Source organism: Paraburkholderia nodosa DSM 21604, from assembly GCF_000519185.1.
Classification (GTDB): domain Bacteria; phylum Pseudomonadota; class Gammaproteobacteria; order Burkholderiales; family Burkholderiaceae; genus Paraburkholderia; species Paraburkholderia nodosa.
On record NZ_JAFA01000033.1, the window covers coordinates 68261 to 91878 of the forward strand.

Annotated in this window: 18 protein-coding genes; 9 read left to right on the forward strand and 9 right to left on the reverse strand. The window is 61.1% G+C overall.

Annotated elements, in window-relative coordinates; all coding sequences use genetic code 11:
- The first annotated feature begins 67 nt into the window (after positions 1 to 67).
- The 4 genes from A3CW_RS48420 to A3CW_RS0133815 all read left to right on the forward strand — a co-directional run bounded on the left by A3CW_RS48420 (position 68) and on the right by A3CW_RS0133815 (position 5061).
- A complete protein-coding gene (locus tag A3CW_RS48420; RefSeq protein WP_051481887.1) occupies positions 68 to 1126 on the forward strand; it encodes a LacI family DNA-binding transcriptional regulator in 1059 nt (352 codons plus the stop codon).
- 90 nt (positions 1127 to 1216) lie between these two features.
- Positions 1217 to 2575 (forward strand): sugar MFS transporter, encoded by a 1359-nt coding sequence (locus A3CW_RS48425; RefSeq protein WP_063750889.1) that lies wholly within the window; start codon positions 1217 to 1219, stop codon positions 2573 to 2575.
- On the forward strand, positions 2572 to 3747 hold the full coding sequence (locus A3CW_RS0133810) for an ADP-ribosylglycohydrolase family protein (protein WP_028207506.1): 1176 nt from the start codon (positions 2572 to 2574) through the stop codon (positions 3745 to 3747). The genes A3CW_RS48425 and A3CW_RS0133810 overlap by 4 nt, the downstream gene beginning before the upstream one ends.
- A 165-nt stretch (positions 3748 to 3912) precedes the next feature.
- Positions 3913 to 5061, forward strand: a complete 1149-nt coding sequence (locus A3CW_RS0133815; RefSeq protein WP_035514771.1) for a porin — start codon at positions 3913 to 3915, stop codon at positions 5059 to 5061.
- Between the two features lie 96 nt (positions 5062 to 5157).
- Here the strand turns inward: A3CW_RS0133815 and A3CW_RS0133820 are convergent, their stop codons facing one another.
- The 9 genes from A3CW_RS0133820 to pdxR form a co-directional block, all read right to left on the reverse strand.
- The gene (locus A3CW_RS0133820; RefSeq protein ID WP_028207508.1) at positions 5158 to 6360 is read right to left on the reverse strand and encodes a mechanosensitive ion channel family protein; all 1203 of its coding nucleotides are present in this window, start codon (positions 6358 to 6360) and stop codon (positions 5158 to 5160) included.
- A gap of 309 nt (positions 6361 to 6669) precedes the next feature.
- A complete protein-coding gene (gene xylB, locus A3CW_RS0133825) occupies positions 6670 to 8130 on the reverse strand; it encodes a xylulokinase (RefSeq protein WP_028207509.1) in 1461 nt (486 codons plus the stop codon).
- Positions 8131 to 8177: 47 nt separating this feature from the next.
- Positions 8178 to 9071, reverse strand: a complete 894-nt coding sequence (locus tag A3CW_RS0133830; RefSeq protein WP_028207510.1) for an AraC family transcriptional regulator — start codon at positions 9069 to 9071, stop codon at positions 8178 to 8180.
- Between the two features lie 54 nt (positions 9072 to 9125).
- A complete protein-coding gene (locus tag A3CW_RS0133835; RefSeq protein WP_028207511.1) occupies positions 9126 to 10298 on the reverse strand; it encodes an ABC transporter ATP-binding protein in 1173 nt (390 codons plus the stop codon).
- 3 nt (positions 10299 to 10301) lie between these two features.
- Positions 10302 to 11336, reverse strand: a complete 1035-nt coding sequence (locus A3CW_RS0133840) for an NAD(P)-dependent alcohol dehydrogenase (protein WP_028207512.1) — start codon at positions 11334 to 11336, stop codon at positions 10302 to 10304.
- A gap of 10 nt (positions 11337 to 11346) precedes the next feature.
- Positions 11347 to 12159 carry a carbohydrate ABC transporter permease gene (locus A3CW_RS0133845; protein ID WP_028207513.1) on the reverse strand — a complete coding sequence of 271 codons (813 nt, stop codon included), beginning with the start codon at positions 12157 to 12159 and terminating at the stop codon, positions 11347 to 11349.
- Positions 12147 to 13025 (reverse strand): carbohydrate ABC transporter permease, encoded by an 879-nt coding sequence (locus A3CW_RS0133850; RefSeq protein WP_028207514.1) that lies wholly within the window; start codon positions 13023 to 13025, stop codon positions 12147 to 12149. Before A3CW_RS0133850 ends, A3CW_RS0133845 begins: the two co-directional genes overlap by 13 nt.
- A 94-nt stretch (positions 13026 to 13119) precedes the next feature.
- Positions 13120 to 14391 carry an ABC transporter substrate-binding protein gene (locus A3CW_RS0133855; protein ID WP_028207515.1) on the reverse strand — a complete coding sequence of 424 codons (1272 nt, stop codon included), beginning with the start codon at positions 14389 to 14391 and terminating at the stop codon, positions 13120 to 13122.
- 413 nt (positions 14392 to 14804) lie between these two features.
- A complete protein-coding gene (pdxR, locus tag A3CW_RS0133860; RefSeq protein ID WP_028207516.1) occupies positions 14805 to 16334 on the reverse strand; it encodes a MocR-like pyridoxine biosynthesis transcription factor PdxR in 1530 nt (509 codons plus the stop codon).
- A gap of 189 nt (positions 16335 to 16523) precedes the next feature.
- Here pdxR and A3CW_RS0133865 point away from each other — a divergent pair, with 189 nt between their 5' ends.
- The 5 genes from A3CW_RS0133865 (at position 16524) to yjfF (ending at position 22503) form a co-directional block, all read left to right on the forward strand.
- Positions 16524 to 17276, forward strand: a complete 753-nt coding sequence (locus A3CW_RS0133865) for an SDR family oxidoreductase (RefSeq protein WP_028207517.1) — start codon at positions 16524 to 16526, stop codon at positions 17274 to 17276.
- Between the two features lie 519 nt (positions 17277 to 17795).
- Positions 17796 to 18764: an ABC transporter substrate-binding protein gene (locus tag A3CW_RS0133870; protein WP_028207518.1), complete on the forward strand. Its 969-nt coding sequence runs from the start codon at positions 17796 to 17798 to the stop codon at positions 18762 to 18764.
- 111 nt (positions 18765 to 18875) lie between these two features.
- Positions 18876 to 20390 carry a sugar ABC transporter ATP-binding protein gene (locus A3CW_RS0133875; RefSeq protein ID WP_028207519.1) on the forward strand — a complete coding sequence of 505 codons (1515 nt, stop codon included), beginning with the start codon at positions 18876 to 18878 and terminating at the stop codon, positions 20388 to 20390.
- On the forward strand, positions 20387 to 21427 hold the full coding sequence (locus tag A3CW_RS0133880; RefSeq protein ID WP_028207520.1) for an ABC transporter permease: 1041 nt from the start codon (positions 20387 to 20389) through the stop codon (positions 21425 to 21427). Before A3CW_RS0133875 ends, A3CW_RS0133880 begins: the two co-directional genes overlap by 4 nt.
- Entirely contained in the window at positions 21424 to 22503 is a 1080-nt protein-coding gene (gene yjfF, locus A3CW_RS0133885; protein WP_028207521.1) for a galactofuranose ABC transporter, permease protein YjfF, read from the forward strand. The genes A3CW_RS0133880 and yjfF overlap by 4 nt, the downstream gene beginning before the upstream one ends.
- Positions 22504 to 23618 lie beyond the last annotated feature (1115 nt).

Genomic DNA, 23618 nt, shown 5'->3' on the forward strand with positions numbered 1-23618 from the left:
GTTGATCATTGAAGTATCTGTGGTATCGTTCCCAAATCAACCGTACGAGATGAGCAGGAGACCAGCCATGGAGGCCCTCAACGGACGCAGGCCGACCGTCATCGACGTAGCGAAGCGTGCAGGGGTTTCCAAGAGTACGGCGGCCCGCGTGCTGTCGGACGCGCCTAACATTTCCGATTCGGCGCGGGAGCAGGTACTGCTTGCTGCGAAAGCACTCGGCTATACGCGCAATGAGTTGGCGGTCAGCATGCGTTCGGGCCGTAGCGGCATGCTGGGACTGGTCTTGCCGGACATCGCGAATCCATTTTGGGGCGAGGTTGCGCGGGGTGCGCAGGACCGGGCTGCGGATGCAGGTGTTTCCATCCTGATTTTTTCGTCCAACTGGAGCGCGGAAAAAGAAAAGATGCATTTGAGCACCATGATGCAGGCGCGTGTTGATGGCGCGATCATCAATCCAGTCGCAGACGAACTCGGCGATTTCGAGCGTTTTGGATTGCCTTGCATCATGATTGGATCGAGTGCCGAGCGGTTTCCCGACAGTGCTTCGGTCGGCTCGGACATTGCACAAGGTGTGAGTCTCGGCATGGATTACCTGCGCGCCAGGGGCCATTTTCGGCCCGCCCTCATTGTGGGACAGCGCACGCGCCTTGCCCGTGCGCGGTTCTTGCGCGCGGTACACGAACACTGCCTCAAGCATGACATCGATCCTGTCACACTGCCGGTGGAAGACGCCGACTACACGACGGAAGGCGGAGCACTCGCGATGCGACGTCTGCTCGAGAGGCATGAGGGCGGGCATTTATGTGTGTTTGCCGCGAACGACCTCATGGCTCTCGGGGCGATGGGCGCCGTTCGAGAGGCGGGTTTGCACTGTCCACGAGAGGTTTCGATTCTTGGCTTCGACGGCATTCAGGCGGGCGTATTCGCCTGGCCAGGCCTCACGACGATTGAAAAGCCCGCTCGTCAGATCGGCGCCGAGGCTGTTGCGCAACTACTCAAACGCGGTGTCGAGGCAGCCCACGGCACGCGGATTTATCTGCCATGCACGTTAATTGAACGTGGATCGATTGCCGATCTACGTCGCGCATCTATGCGGGACTCCGCGGCTCCGGGGGAGAGCCGCTGAGACGCAGGGGTATCGATATATTTTTTTCACAAAATGGGAACGTTCCCATAGCAATCACAAAGCCAAAACCCATTGGAGGAGACAGGAACCATGTTGACCGTTCAACCAGTCGTCCAGCCGCCCGACAGAACATACCTTCGGCCCATGATGACCATCGGCATGCTGTACTTCGTGACCGGGGCCTTCAGTTGGCTCAATGGGCCTTTGACAGTCTTCGTCAAATTGGCCTTCAGACTCGATGATGCCCAGGCGCTCCTGATTACCGTCGTCTTCTATGTCCCATATTTCGTGTTCGCATTGCCGTATGCCGCTGCGCTGAAGCGAATCGGGATGAAAAGAGGGATGGCGGCGGGCCTGGGCGTCATGTCGATCGGTGCGCTGTCCTTCAGCTGGTTCGTTGGCGCGCACAGCTACCCCGGCGTACTTGCAAGCCTCTTGGTGATCGGAACGGGCTTGTCCTTGATGCAGACCGCCTACAACCCGTACGTCAGCATTCTGGGACCGATCGACAGCGCGGCGCGGCGTGTGGCTACCATGGGAATCTGCAACAAGACCGCCGGTATCCTTGCGCCCTACGTATTCGGCGCATTGGTAATGGGTAGCGTGGGCGAATTCGTCAACCAGGTCAAAGCCGCGCCGACAGCAGCACATGCCGACGCTCTGCTCAACGCATTTGCCGCCAGATTGCACGGGCCGTATCTCACGCTCGCGGCCATTCTCGCGGTACTCGCGGTTTTTATTGCATTTTCGTCCCTCCCCGACATCAAGCCATCGGAAGTCAATGTCGCCGCGCACAATGGTCATTCCGCGCGCAGCATCTTTTCATTTCCTCATCTTTGGTTGGGAGTGCTTTGCATCTTTACGTACATAGGCGCAGAAGTGCTGGCCGGTGACGCGATAGGTCTCTACGGACAGAGCCTGAATCTGCCGCTCGATGCGACCAAACACTTCACGTCTTATACGATGTCCGCGATGCTGGTTGGCTACCTGGTCGGGCTCGTCCTCGTGCCGCGCTTCATATCGCAGCAGCGCTATCTGGTCGTTTCCGCGCTGATTGGCGTGCTACTCAGCGCTGGCGCATACGTCTCTCACGGCTATACGTCGATTGCTTTCATCGCTGCGCTGGGCTTTGCGCACGCGATGATGTGGCCAGCAATTTTTCCGCTAGCGATCAAAGGCCTGGGCCGCTTTACCGAAACCGGATCGGCATTGCTGATTATGGGAATCGTGGGCGGAGCCGTGATGCCCCAACTCTTCGCACACCTGAAGCGAGTGTATGACTTTCAGTTGGTGTACATGGTGCTCACCGTGTCGTGCTACCTGTACATCGTGTACTACGGTTTTCACGGCCATATGGTGGGGAAACGTGCGTCGAGCGTAACGAGCACGTCCAAAACGCAATGGGCCCTACAGGGCCGTGACGGAAACAAGGATAAGGAGAACGTATGAGCATTGCCCACCAGTCACTGCAGGACCGTATCCGTGGACTCGTGTACGGGGTCGCGTACGGCGATGCGCTCGGAGCCACGGTCGAGAAACTGTCGGCGTCGCAAATCCGTGAGCGCTTCGGGCGAGTCACTTCGATCAATACCGAATGGCATCGTGCGAAAGATGACGAAGCCGGCCGCAAGGGACGCATACGCGGAGGCGGCATTGTCACCGACGACACCTTCATGGTGCTTTCGCTGATGAGTGTTTACAACGAGGTCGGTCGGCACCTCGACGCTTGGGATATGGCCGATGCGATGGTGCGCCAGATCGCCTGGATTCCGCGATGGATACCCGAACTGCAGCGCGAGACAGTACTGATCGAGCGACTGTTTTATCCGGAAAAATGGATCTATCTGCGGCATCAACTCGCTTCCTGCGATCCGCGTCAAGGAGGAATCGGGAACATGGTCAACTGCGGTGCGGCCATGTACATCGCGCCGATTGGCGCAATCAACGCCGGCGATCCCAAGGGCGCCTATGACGAAGCGATCGCATTTGCCAGCGGGCATCAGGAGAGCTATGGGCTTGAAGCAGCCGGTGTGCTCGCCAGTGCGGTAGCCGCGGCGTTCGTGCCTGGCGTCGCGATCGAAGCGGTTGTCGATGCAGCGCTCGACGTCGCAAAGGACGGCACGCGTGCAGCAATCGACGCGATCGCCGATGCCGCTGTGAGACTGCGTGGCAAAGACTACGAGACGGTGGTCACGGAATTTCACCGGATCATCGGACGCTTCTCGCCGATTGGTGACGATGTCGAGCATACCGCGAGAAAAGCCGGCATTGCGTCCGACGCCTACCGGCCCTCGCGGCGCCTTTCGATCGAGGAATTGCCGCTGGCGCTCGGCTTCATCCTGACGAACTGCGGCGACTTCCATCAGGCGATCGAGGACGGCATCAATTCAGGACGCGACACCGATTCGATTGGCGTGATGATCGGAGCGGTGCTGGGGGCAATGCATGGCAGCACCGTGATCGACGAACGTATTTGTCGACAACTTGACGAGGTGAACCGGCTGGATCTGCTGTCCGCTGCCGATTGCTTCGATCGAACGGTAAAGGCGGTCCATGAGACGGACCGTGCGTTCGCTGAAAAGAAGCTTAAGGTGCGCGCAGACCTGTCCTGGAACGGGTAGGGAATCCTGACGCGTTTCGGCACGGACTAGTCAAGACTTTTGTTAGAGCTGTCAGCGTTCAGATCGAGCGCTCTTTCACATTGGTTAGTACTGCGAGTTATCAAATTAAATTTGACGAAGCATCGCAAGCCGTCTCGTTTATCAACCTTATTGGCAGACGACGTCATGAGAGACAATATCCAATTCGCTGCAATTGCAGTCGCAACCGCAATGCTTGCATTGACTGGCATCGCGCGCGCACAGTCTAGCGTTACGCTCTATGGGGTCGTCGACGACGGCCCGAGCTACACGAGCAATGCGGGTGGCCACGCTGGCTGGCAAATGGTCAGCGGAAGCGCGCAGGGAAGTCGCTGGGGTCTAAAGGGAATCGAAGACCTGGGAGGTGGCCTCACGACTATATTCCGGCTCGAGAACGGTTTTAACATCAATAACGGCACGCTCTCGCAGGGCGGACGGGAGTTCGGTCGTCAAGCGTATTTCGGATTGGCTTCGAGCACGCTAGGGACGCTGACGCTTGGTCGCCAACTCGACATGATCAATGACTATGTGGCGCCAATGACGGCGAACTCGTCGTGGGGTGGTTACGCCTTCTCGCATCCGTTTGATAACGACAATACGGACGGGTCGTTTCGCATCAACAACGCGATCAAGTACACCAGTGCGAACTATCTGGGTCTAAGTTTCGGGGCGACATACGCGTTCAGCAACGCAACGGGTTTCGCGCAAGACCGTGAATACAGTTTGGGGGTTCAGTACACGCACGGTCCGCTGGTTATCGCCGGCGCATACTCGAACGTCAACGGACTCGGCACCAGCACGAACGGCGCCGTCACGCCCGACACCGCGCCGTTCGTCGCGGATTCCCAGAAGATAGCTGGCGCGGGAATCAAGTACGCTTTCGGCCCTGCGGCAGTCGCCTTCGTTTATACGTATACGGACATCAGCCAACCCGTAATGAACAACCTCGTCCGCGCAACACTGAACGGCACCAGTTTGAGGTTCAGTAACTACGAAATCAACGGGACATACCAGTTGACTCCGCAGTTCTCCGTTATGGCGATGTACACCTTTACACATGGCGACTACGCCGCGAGCAACGGTACCGTCCGCCCGAACTGGAACGAGGTTGGGGTGATGGGCGACTACCTGCTATCGAAGCGCACGGACGTGTATATCCAGGGCGTGTGGCAGCATGTGAGCGGCGTGGCTGATGACATGGGCGGAATGAGCGGGGCGTTGATACTCGGCAGTGCAGGGCAGTCGAGTACGGCTAGCCAGGTGCTCGTGCATGTGGGATTGCGGCACAGATTCTGAGTGCGCTAACCGGTGGTTTTCCGTCAATCGCTCGATTGAGGGAGTGGCGAGATGGGTATCGGTGCCGCCGTGCGGCCAGGCCGATCAGGGCTCCCGCTACAACGCTCTTCGCTCCTGCCAGCAGCGTAGGCCGAATAGCGGCACGAGTGCGTAAGCATGGTCGAGCATATCCGACTGCAGGCTTTCGTAGGGCTCCCAGCGCGTCTCGCCAACGTAGAGAAAGATCTCCAGCGCGATCACGGGCTGGCTCGACTGGACCTGGCGGATGACCAGCGGCATGTCGCGGCGCACTGCCGGATGGTCACGAAAATACGCGGTCAGACAAAGCCGGTACAGGCCGAGGTTCGTGCGGCGCTGGGTTCCTCCCGGGACATATGACGCAAGCGGCCGGTCGATATCGTTGCGCAACCGGGCGAGCAGGGACTCGTCGGGAAGGCGAACGGTATCGGCATCGAAATGGATTGCATGCCTGACGCGCCTGCTGCCCGATTCAGTCATGCCGCGCCAGTTCCTCATACTATTGGCTAGCAATACGTAGCTTGGCAGCATGACGATCGAATTGTCGAAATTCCGCACCTTGATCGTGTTCAGTGCGATGTCGATCACGGTGCCGTCGGCGACGAAGCCGGGCACTTCGATCCAGTCACCCACCCGCACCATGTCGTAGACGGTGAGCTGGATGCTCGCCACGAAGCCGAGCAGCGAATCGCGGAAGATGATGATCAGGAGAGCCGTCATGGCGCTGAGGCCGGTGAGGAAGTAGGCCGGCGACCGTTCCAGCAAAACAGAGATCCCCGCGATCAGTGCGATCACGTAGAGTACGATCGTTGCGATCTGCAAAAAGCTTTTGATCGGCCGCTCGCTCGCAGTCGGGAAGTGACTGTAGCGCTCGGCGACGCTGTTGAGGAACGCGAGCGCAGCGCGCAGGAGCGTGTACACCATATAGCAGGCCGCGAGCAACGCCAGTGGATGCCCGAGCGCCGCGATCAGCGGAAATGTGAGGCCGGAAAGCAGGGGAGCGGCCGCATAGAGGATCATGGCGGGCACGAGTGGCGCGAGCCGATGGAACACCTTGTGGGACTCGGCGGCGCGCAGCCACTTGCGTTGCGGCTGGCGCGCAAGGCGGCCGACGATCATCAGCATGACTGTGCGCGTCACGTAGTAGCAAATCGCACTCGCCAGCAAGATCGCGAGCAGCAAGGCTACAACAAGCAGAACCGCGACAGTCATGCTGTCGGTATAGATGTGGAAGTGATGCCAGTCGGGCCCGCCCTCGATACGCAGTTGCCTGTCGAACATGGGTTCCCTCCAGTGCCGGCAACCGATTTCGCCGGGCATGTTCCATCTGGCCAATGGTGCGGGACGCTGCGGTGGCTCGAGCGCGCCGCCTGCGGCGGCAGCGTGCGAAGCGATGCGGGCGGGTCGGACTGGGCCGCTGGCGGACAGTACGGATTGTTATTGTAGCGGCGTCGTCAGCGGTAGATTATTGCATGGCCGCAGGTATCGGGAATGGCTATCTGGCCATCGCGGGCGCATGCTCGGGGCGAGCTGGAAGCACAAATGCCGGTCTCAATGCGACAGGTTCCGGTGCGTTGGCAGTGGAGCCGCTCAGGCACGAAACTCGGATTTCAGCACCTGATAGAGCCGCCTATACCGTTCGAACCGGTCTCCCAGCACGCTCCGAAGTCCTGTTTCAGGCTCGTATCGTGCAAGGACAGCGGGCGCTTTGACCACTGCAGCGAGTTCTTCCCGTGTGCACGCGAGACGAGCGAGGCGACTTGCTCCAAGCGCCGCTCCGAGTTCGCTCCCTTCGTTTCGATTGAGTTCGAAGCCCAGCGTGCAAGCGCAGAGTTTTCCCCAGAACGCGCTGCGCGAACCGCCGCCGATCAACGCGGCTGCGGTGAGCGTCGTGCCCGCTCCCCGCAGCGCCGCATATCCATCTGCCATCGCGAACGCGACGCCTTCCATCACGCTGTATGCGAGATGCTGGGGGCCATGCGTCGAAGTCATCCCGTAGAAGACACCTTTTGCCGCGGCATCGTTGTGCGGCGTCCGCTCCCCGTTCAAATAGGGAAGGAAAATCGGCGCGGCGGCGCTTTGTCCCGAGGGGGCCATCTCTATCAGTTCGGCAACGCTGCTCCTGAGCAAGCCGGACAGCCAGTGCAGGCTCGCCGCTGCGCTGAGGATGACGCTCATTTGATGCCAATGCCGCGGCACGCAATGGCAGAACGCATGGACCGCCTGCGCCGGGTTCGGTGCATAGTTGGCAGTCGCGGCGAAGAGCACGCCCGACGTTCCCAGCGAGAGAAACGCATCGCCCGGCCGGGCAACGCCAATGCCGACCGCGCTCGCGGCGTTGTCACCGGCGCCGCCACAAACCGTCACGCTGCCATTGAGGCCCCACTCGCGCTGAAGTTCTCCCCGCAACTGGGCCGCGGGCTCGCTGCCCTCAACCAGCCGGGGCATGTGCTCCCTCGACAAGCCGGTCGCGTTGAGCATGCGGTCGGACCAGTCGCGTTTTGCGACGTCAAGCCATAGCGTCCCCGAGGCGTCGGACATGTCGGACGTAAACTCGCCAGTCAGACGCCATGCGATGTAATCCTTCGGAAGCAGCACTTTTTGCACTGCACGAAAAACGGCTGGCTCGTACTTCGAAATCCAGAGCAGCTTGGGCGCCGTGAAGCCCGGCATGGCCTGATTCCCGGTGATATTGCGCGAATCGGGCACGAGCGCCTCGAGTTCGACGCACTCCGCGTACGCGCGTGTGTCATTCCACAGAATCGCCGGACGCAGCACGTTGCCGCTGCGATCGAGTAGCGTCGCACCATGCATCTGGCCGGAAAGGCCAATCCCGCGCAGCGCCCTGAACGCGCGAGGTTGCTCGCTGCGCAGAGCCGCGATGGCGTCGAGCGTAGCGTTCCACCAATCCTGGGGACTCTGCTCCGACCACAGGGGGTGAGGGTTCTCGACGCGCAGCCGGGCCCGGCTGCTGGCGATGACGTTCGATTCGGCATCGGTAAGCACAACCTTTACCTCGGACGTGCCGAGATCGATTCCCAGATAACTCAATGTGGATTCCCGACGGTGAGCAGGCGGGCGCGCCGCCTGGCAAGTTCTCAGGCCGCTGCCTTGTGAGCGTGTGAGGGGGCGTCGTTGAGCCGGTGCAACGCGCGAAACTTCGAAGGCGGAATCCCTTTTTGCGCGAGAAACTGCCGGTTGAAGTTCGATACGTTATTGAACCCGACGCGGTAACAGATATCGGTCACGCCGAGATCCGAGCACATGAGCAGTTCGCAGGCTTCGTTAAGACGCAGCCGGTTCTGATACTGCACAAACGTGCAGCCTGTTTGCCGTTTGAAGAAGCGCGTAAAAGTGCTGACGCTCATACTCGACATTTCTGCAACGTCGACTTCACGCAGATTGCCGGCGAGATTCTGCTGGATATAGGACAGCACCTGGTTGATGGTCGACGACATATAGCGCTGCGCACTGACGTTGTATGCCGGCCCGGCGAGCAGCTTCCTGCTGGTGCAGGCGATCAGCTGGTCGAGGATCGACATCAGCAGCATGACGCGGCGCGCACCGTGCGCGCCCGAGACCTCCTGCATCACAGGGGCAATGGCGAGGCCGAGTGCGTCCGGAAACTGGATGCCTCGCGAGGCCTGATCGATCAGCGCCATCGCAGGGCTGAGTTCGGCGAACGCCGCGACCATCTTCTCGACTGCATCACGTGAGAACTGCAGGACAAGGTCGCGAGACGGCACGCTCGCGCCGCCGTCGCTGTCCGTCACCCAGTTATGAGGCAGATTCGGGCCAGTCAGCACGATGTTGCCAGGATGGAAGTCCCCGATGTAGTCCCCCACGAAGAACTTGCCCGATGAGGCACGAATGACGTGCACTTCGTATTCGGGGTGGAAGTGCCATTTCGCAACCGTATGCGGATAGTCGTGCACCCAGGCCCGAAAGGACTCGTCCTGACGGGTATGGACCAATTCGAGATCCGGATTCATTGCTCTCGTCTCCACGGGAACCCTGACTTCGCGCCCAGCGCGCGTGCTTGCACGCTAATGTACTCCCACGCCGGGCGCCGCGTGCCGGCGCGGCTCGGGTAGGGGCGCGGCCGCTGCCTCGTCTGCCAGCCCAAGCGACACATTATCCCCGGTCGCGACGTCGAAAACATGCAGATCGTGTTCGCGCAACGCGAGCCTGACGTGATCTCCCGTGTGAGGCACGGTACTCGCCGGAACAAGCGCGGTGATGCGTTCGCCTGAGCAGTCAACGGTAATGAGCGCTTCTGCGCCCAACACTTCAACCAGCTCCACCGCACCGCCGAGCGAGAGGGCGCCGTCCGCTTTCCCATTGTCGGGAATCCATACGAAATTTGGGCGGACCGCCAGCTTGATCGTCTGACCGTCCTGCAAGCGCTGAAAGCGGTTCTCGCGTAGTTGCCATTGACCGGCGGCAGACGACACGACGAGTCTTTCGCCAGTGCGTTGCACCGAGGCATCGAGGAAATTCATCGCAGGCGTGCCGATGAAACCCGCGCCAAAAATCGTGCGCGGATACCGGTATAGCTCGGTCGGCGTGCCTTCCTGCTCGATGTGTCCGCCGCGCATCAGAATGACGCGGTCGGCTAGCGTCATCGCCTCGAGCTGGTCGTGCGTCACGTAGACCGTGGTCGTTTTCAGACGCTGATGCAAGCGTTTGATGTCGGTGCGCAGCTGGGCGCGCAACTTGGCGTCGAGGTTCGACAACGGTTCGTCGAACAGGAAGACCGCGGGCGTCTTGATCATCGCCCGGGCGATGGCGGCGCGCTGCTGCTGGCCGCCCGACATGGCGCGCGGCTTGCGCTCGAGCAGCGCATCGAGATTGAGCAGGGCGGCCACTTCGCGCACGCGGCGGTCGATCTCGGCCTTCGGCGTTTTGAGGCGCCGCAGGCCGAACGCGATGTTCTCGTACACGCTCATGTGCGGATAGAGCGCGTAGTTCTGAAACACCATCGCGACATTGCGCTCGCGTGCGGGCACGTCGTTCACTACCGTGCCGCCAATCGAGAGACTGCCTCCCGATATCTCCTCCAGCCCGGCGATCATGCGCAGCATCGTCGACTTGCCGCATCCCGACGGCCCCAGCAGCACGACGAACTCGCCTTCGTCGATATGCAGGTCGAGCGGGTGCAATACCGGTTGGTCGCCGTCGTACTGCTTCATGAGCCCTTCGCAGACAATAGTCGCCATGATTCAATCCATCTCGATCTGGATCTTCACGTCCTCGGGCCGGCCAGCAGCGGCTTCCTCGAACGCCTTGATGCCGTCTGAAAACGCGAATTTGCGGGTGATGAACGGATTCACGTCGATCATTCCCGAACTGATGAGGGCCAGCGCGCGCGGGAAAATGTTTGCGTAACGGAACACGGATTCGAGCCGGATTTCCTTGGCCTGCATCGCTACCACGTCGAGCGCGACCGGGCCTGGCGGCATGCCCACCAGCACCGCGCAGCCGCCCGGACACACGAGGTCCAGCAGCGTGTCGAAGACCTTCGCGTTGCCCGACGCTTCGAACACGACATCGGCGCCCCAGTCTTCGGTCACCTGGCGCACCACGTCTTCCAGCGATTCCTCTGCGGCATTCACGGTAGTCACTGCCGGATTGCCTGCGAAATGGCGCAATTTCTCTTTCACGACGTCGGCGAGGATCACGCGCGACGCACCGCCCGCGAGCGCCGCGAGCGCCGTCATGGCGCCGATGGTGCCTGCGCCAATCACGACGGCCACGTCGCCGGGCTTCATGGCGGCCTTCGTGGCTGCTTGCAGGCCGATCGACAAGGGCTCGACGATGGCGCCTTGCGCGAACGTGACGTTGTCCGGAAGCCGGTAGGTGAATGCGGCCGGGTGAACCACGTAGGGGGTCAGGCAGCCATGCACCGGGGGAGTGGCCCAGAACCGCACGGCAGGGTCCAGATTGTAGAATCCGCGCATGGTGGCACGTGAATCGAACTGCGGCACGCCGGGTTCCATGCAAACCCGGTCGCCAACTTTCAGGTGGCCGACTTCGGCCCCCACCTCGACGATCGTGCCCGACGCCTCATGACCGAGCACCATCGGCTGCTCGACCTTGAACGGCCCAATGCGGCCGTGCGTGAAGTAGTGCACGTCACTTCCGCACACGCCAACGGTATGGATGCGAACCTTGACATCGCGTGGCCCGATCGCCAGCGGCAAATCGATGTCCCGCAGGCTCAGGCGTCGAGCTTCTTCCAGTACAAGTGCCTTCACAACATTCTCCTTATTTACCTTTGACCATTGAGTTCAGGAGGCGAATCAGCACGCCCACGAAGATGATTGGCGGCAGTGCGAGCAGTACCGTCGACGCGTTGATCACGCCCCACGGCACTTCCTGACCGAGCGACGTAAAGGCGGATGCCACGACCGGCAGGGTGGCGCTGCGCGAGGACGTCAGCGCAAGGCCCATCATCAGTTCGTTCCAGACCAGCACGAAGCTGAAAATGATGCCGCCCAGCAGCGTGTTGCCACAGGTCGGCAAGGCAATGCGCCAGAACACCGCGTAAGGTCCATAACCGTCGAGCGTGGCGGCCTCCTCGATCTCGCGCGGCATGCGCTGGAACACGGGTATCGACAGCCATGTGATGGTGGACAAGGTCGTTAGCAGATAGGTGACGATCATCGAGAACCGCGTGTCGTACAGGCCCAGGTCCACCCAGATCGCGATGAGCGGAATCGCTACCGCGACCGGCGGCAGGAAGCGCAGCGACAGCAAAAAGAACTGGATGTCGCGTTTTGCCGGAACGTGAAAACGCGCGATCACATAGGCTGCCGGCACGCCGAGCACCGTGCCCAGGATGACGGCGGTGCCCACGATGACCGAACTGTTCTCCAGTGCGATAAGTACCTCCGGGCTCGAAATCACCTGCCGGTAATTGTCCAGCGTCGGCGTGAAGATGAAACGCGGCGTGGGCGTGACGATATCGAGCAGGTTCTTCAGTGAATTGAGCACCGCCCAAAGGATCGGGAACACCGCCACGACGGCGAGCGCAACACCGAGCAGCAGGATCGTACTGCGGGAGATCAGTCTTCCCATTTGTTCACCCGCTTCCAGATAAGCGTGAAAATCAAGGTCGTGGCGACCATCATCAGGACCGCCATGCTCGACGCGTACGACACCTTTCCTGCAAGGCCGATTCCCTGGGAGTACGCGTACATGTCCAGCGTTTCGGTGGATACGCCAGGGCCGCCTTTGGTCATCACGTAAATCAGGTCGAACGAGCGCAGCGATTCCACCATCTTGATGAACACAAGACTCATGATCGGCGCCTTGAGCATTGGCAGCGCGATGTATGCATAAACCTGCCAGGTGCTCGCGTAGTCGAGCCGTGCGGCTTCGAGCGGCTCGGGCGGCAGCGTCTCGAGCAGCTTTAGCACGACCACTGAGAAGAACAGGCCCCATTGCCAGATATCGACCAGCGCGACCGCATAGAGCGCGAGCGCCGGGTCCGAGAGAAAGGCCGTGTTCGTGATGCCGAAGAGGCCGATCAACCAGCTGAGAATGCCATTGAGCGGCGAGTACATGAACTTCCAGATAAACGCCGCGGAAACACGTGGCAACAGCACAGGGATGATCAACAGCACACTGATGGCATTGCGCATCCTTCCGTGCACATGCTCGAACAGATAAATGGCAACGACGATTCCGAGCGCGACCGCGCCGAGCACCGTCACGACCTCCCAGATGGCCGAAACCTCGATGGAGTTGATGAAGCGCCGGTCGGCAGCAAGGCGCACGAAATTGCGCATCCATACGAACTCGCTGTCCGGGTAGCGCAACACGCGATTGCGGAGCGCGAGGTTGATGGCCGCGATGGTAGGCACGAATCCCAGCACCACCATCGCAACGAGAGGCGGCACCAGAAACACGAACGGAAGGCTAGTCTTTCCGCGATTGAACATTCAGCTCTCCAGCTTCGAACACTCGGGAGCGCATGCCGCCGCTCCCGTGCACAGAGGGGACCCGCGCGCCTCGCGCTTGTCCCCGCGCTGCCGCTCATTTGCGCGCATGCTCCATGGCATCTTGCGCGTACTGGGTCGAATCGTTGAGCGCGCCCTGAATGTCCTTCTGCGTGCCCGTAAAGATTTCCTCGAGCGCCACGCCGAGGTTGTCACCGATATCCGGCCATTGGGGGCTCGGCCAGAACGTGACTTTCGACACCGGCGTCGTATCCTTCAAGCCCGCGAGAATCTGCGGTTTGACGTGCTTCTGGAAATAGTCGCTTTCGATCGTGCTCGTGCGGTTGTAGTCGCTGAACACGTTGTCACGCAGGCGTGCCTGCTCCTGTTCCTTGCTTGTTGCCCACGCAATGAACTTGCCGGCTGCCTGGCGGGTGCATTCGTCCTTCGCGCCGACCGCTGAAATGGCCAGTCCATGCCCGTAAGCAGCGGAGGGCAGCGGTGCGGGCGGCCTCACGTAGCCGACCTTGTCGGCAACACTCGACTTGGTGGGGTCTTCCATCCAGTCGGCGAACGGCGTCGACTCGATCATGAACGCCACCTTGCCGGAGCGGAATGCCTCGAGCGCGTTGCTCCAGTCATAGGTGGTGGAGCCCGGCGGCGCATACTTGAAGAGGTCCGTGTAAAGCTGCGTGGCCTTGACGGCAGACGGTGAGTTGAATGCGGGTTGCTGCTGCTTGTCGGTCCATGTTCCACCTTCGGCGAGCATGAACGGCGCCCAGCGCCAGACATTCATGCCGGAGCCGCGCTGGCCTCGCGCTACCCAGCCGTACAGGTTCGGCGGCGCGTTGAGTTTCTTGATGTCGGCAACCAGCTCGTCGAGCGTGCGCGGCACCGGCATATGTGCTTTTTCGAGGATATCCCGGCGATAAAACAGGAAGTCGGAACCGCCAATCAGCGGCGCGAAATACGCGACGCCCTTATAGCTCGCGACAGCGCGGCGTCCGGGCAGGAAGTCGTTGTAGTCGGCCTCGTTGGGGTAGTACTTCAGCAAAGGCACGATCCAGCCCGCCGTCGCGAACTCGGAGACATTCGCCTCATCCACGTAGTAGACCTGGTACGAACCGGCGCCGGTCGACGCGTCGAGCCGCGATTTTGCGCGGCGGTCGTTCTCTCCGAAGTAGCTGATCTCGATCTTCGTTCCGGTCTTTTTCTCGTAGTCGGGCAAGGACTTTTCCATCACGGTAAGGCCGAGACTTTTCTGCGCGAGCACCTTGATGACAGGAACATTGCACGACTGCGCGACCGACACGACAGGCAGGGTCGCGCCCAGCAACGCACACAGTGCGGAATAGTGGAACCTTTTCACTGCCGTCTCCTGGAAGGTTTTAGTTCGAGTGGTTGTTATCGGCCGGTTGCGTTTGCGTGCCGGTAGATAGCGAGCGTAAGTTAGCACCGGCCTGGCGAGCCAGCCACGCCAAAACGGGGCAGCGGCTCTGTACTTTTTGCTCAGTTTTTGTGTGCAGCGCAAAATTTTGTGTCGAACTTGATTTGGGAGCGCGTGGCTGGTATGCGTTCTGGCAGATCGCGATTCCAGCTCGATTGGCGGTTCACGGATGGTCGCGCGCACAACCTTCGGCTTTATCACGCGCCGAATCCTCGCGGCACCGATCCTAAGTACGCCTGTGTATATTTGAAGATTCGCGGGGATCGAATCCGTCGATATCGGGGCAGCTGCGAATCGGGCGTGTCGAGTTGAATGAAGCGAGGCGGGCGTCTGCCTCACCCCTCGAGACACTCGCGCAACGTTCGCGCGAGCCGGGCGGCCTCAGCCGCATCGGCGACGTTCGCGAACCCCATCACAAGCCCGCGCGGCGTGTGCCGCGTGCGGCCATTCGCGTACCAGATCGAAAGCGGCAGCACGGCGAGCCCTGCTTCGCGGGCGCGCGCAGCAACGGCGACGTCGTCGACCGGAGCATCAGGGCCTTCGGCGAACCGCACCGCAAACTGGATTCCCCCCGGCGGCAATTCGACAGTCAGCCGTTCGCCGAAGGCCTGCTCCAGTGCGCGCACGATCAGCACGCGCCGCTGCGCGTACAACGCACGCATGCGCTTCAGATGCCGCGCAAAATGCCCCCGCTCGATGAAATCCGCCAACGCCGCCTGCAATAGCGTCGGCGATCCGGCATTCATGCTGTACGCCACCCGAGCGACGCGCTCGACGGCCCGCTCCGGCACTACCGCATACGCCAGCCGCAAACCGGGAAACATCACCTTGCTGAAGGTGCCGCAATAGATCACATGATCGTGCCGGTCGAGGCTCTTCAGTGCCGGCAAAGGACGGCCGAGATAACGGAACTCGCTGTCGTAATCGTCTTCGATGATCCAGCTCGATGCCTGCTCTGCCCAGTCAAGCAGCGCCATGCGTCTCGCGAGAGACAGCGTGCGCCCGAGCGGGCTCTGATGCGACGGCGTGACCAGCGCGAAGCGCGCCTGCGCATCCAGAAGTTTGCCGCGTTCGACATCGATGCCTTCATCATCCGCCGGCACCGCTACGAGCTGGACGCCAGTCTCGGCCAGAAAACCGCGCGCGAGCAGATAGCCCGGATCTTCGAACCATACGCGATCGTTCGGGCGGGCGAGACTGCGCAATACGAGTTCGAGCGTTGCGCGATAGCCGCCGGTCATGAACACTTGCTCCGGCAGGCAGGTCACCCCGCGCGACAACCCGAGATAGGTGGCGATGTGTTCGCGCAGGGGCCGGTAACCGGCCGGATCGGGGTACGCCAACATCGCGCGCTCGCCGCTGCGCGCGCGATGCGAAACGAGACGATTCCATACCTTGATGGGAAACGCGTCGAGTGCCGGCAACCCGGGCTGCAACGGTCGCGGCTCGCCGCTCATGGCGGCGGCAATGGCAAGCTGGCGCGGCGCCGCATGCGCGCCGCGCAAATCGCCCGGTGCTTCCGGCGCGGCCTTTCCGTTCGTGTTCTGCCTGCCGTTCGAATCCCTGGCGATCTGCGCATGCGAAGGGCCCGTGACCGACGCCGGCAGCGAGGGCGACACGAAGGTGCCTGCCGCACCGCGCATCTGCAGGTAGCCCTCGTCGACCAGGATCGTGTAGGCCAGCTCAACCGTGCCGCGCGCCGTGTTCAGCTGTGTGGCGAGGCTGCGCAGAGCGGGCACACGATCGCCGGGACGCAGGTGCCCGGCAGCGATCGCCGTTCTGAAGCGCTCGCAGATCTGCAGGTAGATCGGCGAGTGCTGCTGGCGATCGATATCGATGGTGAATGTGGCGGGCGGCGCGGGCACGACTGTCTTGCTGGCAAGCGGTGTGGAAGTGACTTGGCCTGGTCGAAGCGGCAATTCTTGGCACTTTTCGATAGTTCATGATCTTCCCACAATAGCCTCACGCGATGCGACGGCGGCGGATCCTCTCAGTCGATTCGATACCGCCAAACGCTTTCGCGCGTTCACTGCCTCTCATCTGGAGAATCTGTCATGAAGATTGTCGTAATCGGTGGTTCCGGCCTGATCGGGTCACGTCTCGTGAAGCTGCTTGGCGACGCGGGCCATGAGGCGCTTGCCGCGTCGCCGCGTAACGGTGTGAACGCCGTGACGGGGGAGGGCTTGAGCGGTGCGCTAGCGGGCGCGGACGTCGTCGTGGATGTGGCGAACGCGCCCTCGTGGGAGCCGCAGGCGGTGCTCGACTTCTTCCGCAACTCGGCGCGCAACCTCGGCAAAGCGGAAGTGGCCGCTGGGGTACGCCATCACGTCGCACTGTCCATCGTCGGGTGCGAGCGCACGCCGGAGAATGCGTATTTCGTTGCCAAGGTCGCGCAGGAAGAAGCGATCGAGGCGGCCGGCGTGCCTTACACGATCCTGCGCGCGACCCAGTTCATGGAATTCATCGGCGCAATCGCCGATTACGGCACCGAAGGCGGGACGGTACGCGTTGGCGACGGACTGTTTCAGCCGATAGCCGCCGATGATGTCGCGGCAGCCCTCGCGCAGGTCGCGCTCGCCTCGCCGCTGAACGGCACGGTCGACATTGCCGGCCCCGACCGCGTGCCGTTCGCGGAGATCGTCTCGCGCTATCTGAAATCGGTGGGCGATGCTCGCCCGGTAGTGACGGATCGTGATGCGCGCTACTACGGCGGCCGCGTCGAGGAACAATCGCTTGTCCCGCTCGGCGACGCGCGGATCGGCCGCATCAGTCTCGACCAGTGGCTGACGCAAGCAAAAAAGGGCTGACTCCAGGTATTTGCGAAACCTGAAGCCGCAGACCCATGAGGCGCATTGAACGTCGCCATTCTTATAGATAAATCGAGACTTTCCAATTCCCGCCGCCAAAATCTGCACCCAAAAGACGACTACCCCAGCATGGTGCAGGTAGGTATTTATACCAATGCCAAAACGTATATCGCGGACGGCGAATTTTTCATTAGAAGGTTATCGGGCTTCTCCATAGACTGTGCCGGACCCATTGATCGAGCGCTGTCCCGAGGCAAGGGGTCGAGTCGATGACGTTCTTGCCTTACCCAGCATTGCCCGGGAATTTAAATCTAACGACACAAGGGGGAGCGGAATACCTGCGTTTTGGCTAAAGCATCCATTCGACCGGTGATTCGAACAGCGTCAGATCTGACAAACGGAAGAAGCACCGGGGAAGCCTGAACGCAATGGCTGCCGTCACTGACGTGCGGCGAGCATTGCAGGTTCAGGCTATGGCGAAAAATAGCAATTAGAAACTCGTACATCGGAGACAGAAGAATGAAGCTGGTCAGAAAGATCGCACTACGTACGATGGTGGGAGCAGCGTTCGCGCTTGCTGCGGGGACAAGCGCATTCGCACAGGGCAAGCCGATTACGCTTGGGTTCTCCCAGGTGGGCGCCGAAAGCGCATGGCGCACGGCAAACACCGTGTCGGTGAAAGCGGCTGCAAAGGATGCCGGCATCAACCTGAAGTTCTCGGACGCCCAGCAGAAGCAGGAAAACCAGATCAGGGCGATCCGCTCGTTCATCGCGCAGAAGGTTGACGTTATTGCGTTTTCGCCGGTCGTCGAGTCGGGCTGGGAGCCGGTGCTCGAAGAGGCGAAGCGTGCAAAGATCCCTGTCGTCCTCACCGATCGCGCGATCGACGTGAAGGATCCCTCGCTCTATACGACGATGATCGGTTCTGACTTCATGGAGGAAGGGCGCCGCGCAGGTCACTGGCTCGAAGAGCGTTACAAGAACGAGCCGGGACCCATCAACATCGCAGAACTGCAAGGGACGGTCGGTTCCGCGCCTGCCAACGACCGTCATGCGGGTCTGATGGAAGTGATCAAGAGCGATCCGAAGTTCAAGGTTATCGCGTCGCAAAGCGGTGACTTCACGCTTGCGGGCGGCAAGCAGGTGATGGAAGCGTTTGCGAAGACGTATGGCAAAAAGATCAATGTGGTCTATGCCCATAACGACGATATGGCGCTTGGCGCAATCCAGGCCATGGAAGAAGCAGGCATCAAGCCGGGCAAGGATGTCACGGTGGTTTCCTTCGATGCGACGAAGGGTGGCTTTCAGGCCATGGTGGACGGGAAGATCAACGTGGACGTCGAATGCAGCCCGCTGCTCGGCCCCCAGCTGATGGCGGCGGTGAAGGACATCGTGGCCGGCAAGCAGGTTCCGCGGCGCATCGTGACCGACGAAGGCATCTTTCCGATGAATGTCGCAGCGCAAGTCATGCCGAGCCGGAAGTACTGATCTGCACGTCATATCCAGCCGCTGACGGGCGCGCTCGGGAGCATCGCTCCTGAGCGCGCCGGCTCGTCCCCGACACCATTGGCGAGTCCGTCCGCGGAACTCGCGAACACCATGAACCCTGTACCCATTCTCGAAATGACCGGCATCGACAAGACGTTTCCGGGCGTCAAGGCGTTGCAGCAGGTCGATTTTCGGCTGTTTCCCGGTGAGATTCACACGTTGATGGGCCAGAACGGCGCGGGCAAATCAACGCTCATCAACGTGCTCACCGGCGTATTCGCACACGATCGCGGCGAAATCTGCCTCGCTGGGAAGCCGGTTCGCTTCACTGCGCCGCTGGACGCCGAAGCCGCCGGGATCCAGACGCTCTATCAGGAAGTGAACCTCTGCCCGAATCTTTCCGTGGCGGAGAACATTTTCGCCGGCCGGCATCCGAAGAAGCGCGGAGCAATCGACTGGAAGGCGATCAACCTGCAGGCGCGGGACGCGCTGGCCGCGCTGGATCTTTACATTGATGTCACGCACTCGCTGGATTCCTACCCGATTGCGGTCCAGCAAATGGTGGCAATCGCGCGCGCCGTCTCCGTCGACGCGAGCGTGCTCATTCTCGACGAGCCGACGTCGAGTCTCGATGACGGCGAAGTCGCGCGGCTTTTCGCCGTGCTGCGCCGCTTGAAGGAATCGGGAATGGCGATTCTGTTCGTGACGCACTTTCTCGAGCAGACCTACGCCGTGTCGGATCGGATCACCGTCATGCGTAATGGTGCACGAGAAGGCGAGTACCTGGCAAAGGACCTGCCCGTCGACGTGCTGGTCGCAAAGATGACTGGCCGGGAAGGCATGAACGAGACGATGAAGGCAGGCACGTCGGACGATCCGCACCCGGATGCAGCGGCCGCCCCTTTTCTTTCCATGCAGGGTGTGGGTCGGCGTGGCTTGATGAGTCCCGTCGATCTCGACGTGTGTCCTGGCCAGATCGTTGGCCTTGCTGGACTGCTCGGTTCCGGCCGCACCGAAACAGCGCGGCTGGTGTTCGGCGCCGAGCGCCCGGACACCGGGACGATGCTGATCGACGGACAACGCGCGAAGCTCGCTTCGCCGCGAGACGCGGTGCGACATGGCATCGCCTATTGCCCGGAGGATCGAAAAAAAGAAGGAATCGTAGCAGCGTTGTCGATCCGGGAGAACATCGTTCTGGCGTTACAGGCGCGACGTGGGTGGTGGCGCATGCTGAGTTACTCCCGTCAAAGGAAAATGGCCGATCAATACATCGCACAACTCGGAATCAAGGCGCGTGACGCAGAGCAGCCCATCGGCCTGCTCTCCGGGGGAAACCAGCAAAAGGTGTTGCTCGCCCGCTGGCTCGCGACCGAGCCGAAACTGCTGATCATGGATGAGCCCACGCGCGGTATCGACGTTGCCGCGAAGTTCGAGATCATGGACCGTGTGCGTTCGCTTTGCGCGAAAGGCCTCGCAATTCTCTTTATCTCTTCTGAAATGAGTGAGGTGGTTCGCGTCAGTCACAGGATTGCTGTCCTGCGTGACCGTCGCAAGGTCGCCGAGATCGCGGGCGATCGCCTCTCGGAGGATCAGGTGTATCAACTCATCGCAGGAGGCGAGTCATGAAGTCGGTTCGCGCGCTGGTGCGGCATCAACTGGTCTGGCCCGCCATCACACTCATCTTGCTGATTCTTCTGGACGTTGCGCATCGCGCGAGCTTTCTCTCGGTGACTGTCCTCGACGGTCATCTTTTCGGCGCGCCGATTGACATCCTCAATCGTGCTGCGCCGCTCGTGATGGTCTCCCTCGGAATGACGCTCGTCATCGCGACGCGAGGCATCGACATCTCGGTCGGAGCAACGGTGGCCATTGCCGGCGCGGCCGCCGCGATCATCCTCGAGGCGGATCCGTCGCGCGTTGGCATTGCGCTTGGGGCGGCGATTGCCGTCGGACTGTTGGCCGGGATGTGGAACGGTCTGCTCGTCGCGCTCGTCGGGATGCAACCGATCATCGCCACACTGATTCTGATGGTGGCAGGGCGGGGCGTTGCACAGTTGCTGACAGGTGGCCAGATCATTCCCATTAGTGCACCGGGCTACCTCAGGCTGGGTGATGGGTATCTGGCGATGGTTCCCTGCTCGGTCTGGATCGCCGTCGTGGTGACGCTCGCGCTCGCGCTTCTGGTGAACCGCACCGCTCTGGGACTTTTCGTTCGCTCCATTGGCGTCAATCCTGTCGCAACGCGACTGGTCGGGCTGCGTTCCGGCGCGATCGTCTTCGGCGTGTACGTCATCTGCGGGTTGATGGCGGCGCTCGCCGGGATCATCGCCAGCTCGAACGTACGGAGTGCTGATGGAAACAATGCGGGACTGTTGCTCGAACTCGACGCGATTCTGGCCGTGACGCTCGGCGGGACGTCGTTGCTTGGCGGCCGCTTCAGTCTTGGTGGCACGGTGCTCGGCGCATTGATCATCCAGACGTTGACCTACACGACCTATTCGATCGGTGTGCCGCCGGAAGCCACACTCGTTGTCAAGGCGGTGGTCGTGGTCGTGGTGAGTGTCATTCAGTCCGAAACTGCGCGTGCGCTGTTTGTCAAGCAGGTGAAACATCTTCTTTCCCCGGCGCGCGAACGCGCATCCACCGGAACGAGTCCATCATGAGAAAGCTGACTGGCCGTCTGGCTGATCCGAGAACCCTGCCCATCGTCGCAACGATCGTGCTGTTCGCTGCGCTGTTCGGTTTTGGGTCCGTCATGTACACCGGCTTCTTTTCGATGCAGGTATTGACGGGCCTGTTCGTTGACAACGCGTTTCTGCTTGTCGTGGCGATTGGCATGACGTTCGTGATCCTGTCGGGGGGCATCGACCTGTCCGTCGGCGCTGTGGTTGCCCTGACTACGATACTGTGCGCTGTGGGCGCGCAGTGGCTGCATTGGCCCATCTGGGTCGTCGTGCCAATCGTGCTGGTTTTCGGCGCGCTTTACGGTGCGGCGATGGGGGCGCTGATTCACTTCTTCCGCCTGCAACCGTTCATCATCACGCTCGCGGGCATGTTCCTGGCCCGCGGCGCCTGCTTCCTGATCACGACGGAATCGATCACGATCGACGAGCCGACGTTCCATGCGGTTGCGTCTCTGAATATTCCGGTCGGCGGCGGCTCCCTGAATGCCGGATCGCTGGTGGGCATTGCGACGCTCGTCGTCGCGATTTTCATCGCGCACTTTACGCGCTTCGGGCGTAACGTTTATGCGATTGGCGGCAATGAGCGCTCTGCGCTCCTTATGGGCTTGCCAGTTGCAAGAACGAAGATCGCTGTGTATGCGTTGAGCGGCTTCTGCTCGGCGCTGGGCGGGGTGATCTTTACGCTGTATGTGCTCTCCGGGTACGGACTGCAGGCACAGGGGATGGAACTCGATGCCATCGCCGCAACGGTGATCGGCGGAACGTTGTTGACCGGCGGGGTCGGCTACGTAATCGGATCGCTATTCGGCGTCGGCATCCTCGGCACCATCCAGACGCTGATCACCTTCGACGGCACGTTGAGTTCGTGGTGGACGCGCATCGTCATCGGCGCATTGCTCTGCGTGTTCTGTCTGCTGCAGCGGGTCATCGAGCGGCACGCGGGTCGACGCCGCAAGGGCGGCGGGGGCTTCGCGCCGACATCGGCCGGGCCATCGCACGGTGGGCAGCGGGGGCGGGATAAGCGTCGTAGCGTTGATCTCGTCACGACGACCTGATCGTCTCGGGTTGATATCCAGTCTGTCTGAACGGGAGGGGAGAACGTGCTCGACTTACGGGATACGGATTTACGAAAGCCAGTCTTCGGGAAGGCGGCGCGACCTGGCGAGCCAGAGCATGGCGCAGCCGGGAAGGCGTATCGGCAAACAACGCTTTCGAACGCCTGTCTGAGGCTCGACGTAGAGGCAGGGAGCCACGGCGGGATTGCGCAACTGGAGTGGAACGACCGGGGGACATGGACGCCCGTCTTTCGACAGGCGCAGCGGCGAGGGCATATGCCGGCTCCCCGTCGACTATCGTGTCAACCGTCGATCTGGGTTCAGAATGCGGCGCAGGACATCGGGGCTTCCGCGACGTCGTCAGGATCACAGCCAATCGGCGCAAGTCGGCTGCTTCCGGTGGCCGGTGTTGCCCCCGATGTTGCACCGATGGGTGACTGGGAAATCGACTCAAGCGGAGAAAGATCTCTCTGCTTGAAAACCGGGTTCTCCGATCGCTATAGGGCGGTCCAGACATACGAGCTTGACGGGCCGACACTGGAAATAGCCGTCGAGTTCGAGAATACGGGACACACGCCGCTACTGTGCGGAATCGAAATCAGTCCGGTCCTGATGCGGGATTCGGATACCCGCATAAGCGCACCGGCAGGCGGGATATGGATTGCACGGGAAAACGGAAAGACTCCCAGGCTCGTTCCGGCTCCGTTCGCGTGGCAATTCGGGGTGACATACCCTTTGCCGGCGAAGGTGGTTGACCACGCATTCACTGGCTGGGGAGGGAGGGCGCTAGTCGAATGGCCGGCGCGACAGATTTCTCTCGCGATCGTGGGAAACACGGACTGCTATCGCCTTCGTGCCTATCCGGAAGAGGATTCGTTTTCGTTCCAGGTGATGAATGATCAATCGGAACACCATTACATTCGCAACGGTGATGATGTGCACGGGCTGACAGTTCTTGCTGCCGGACAAACGCTCAGCCGTCGGGTCAGCTTCACAGTCGAACGTCTGACGTCGCTGACGAGGACCGCGCGCTACTCGACGGAGTAGCGGCTTATTCCAGTAGCGCTGTCCGGCGCTGCGTCGGGCAGGGCGCGGCGGGGCAGCGCTGGAATCTT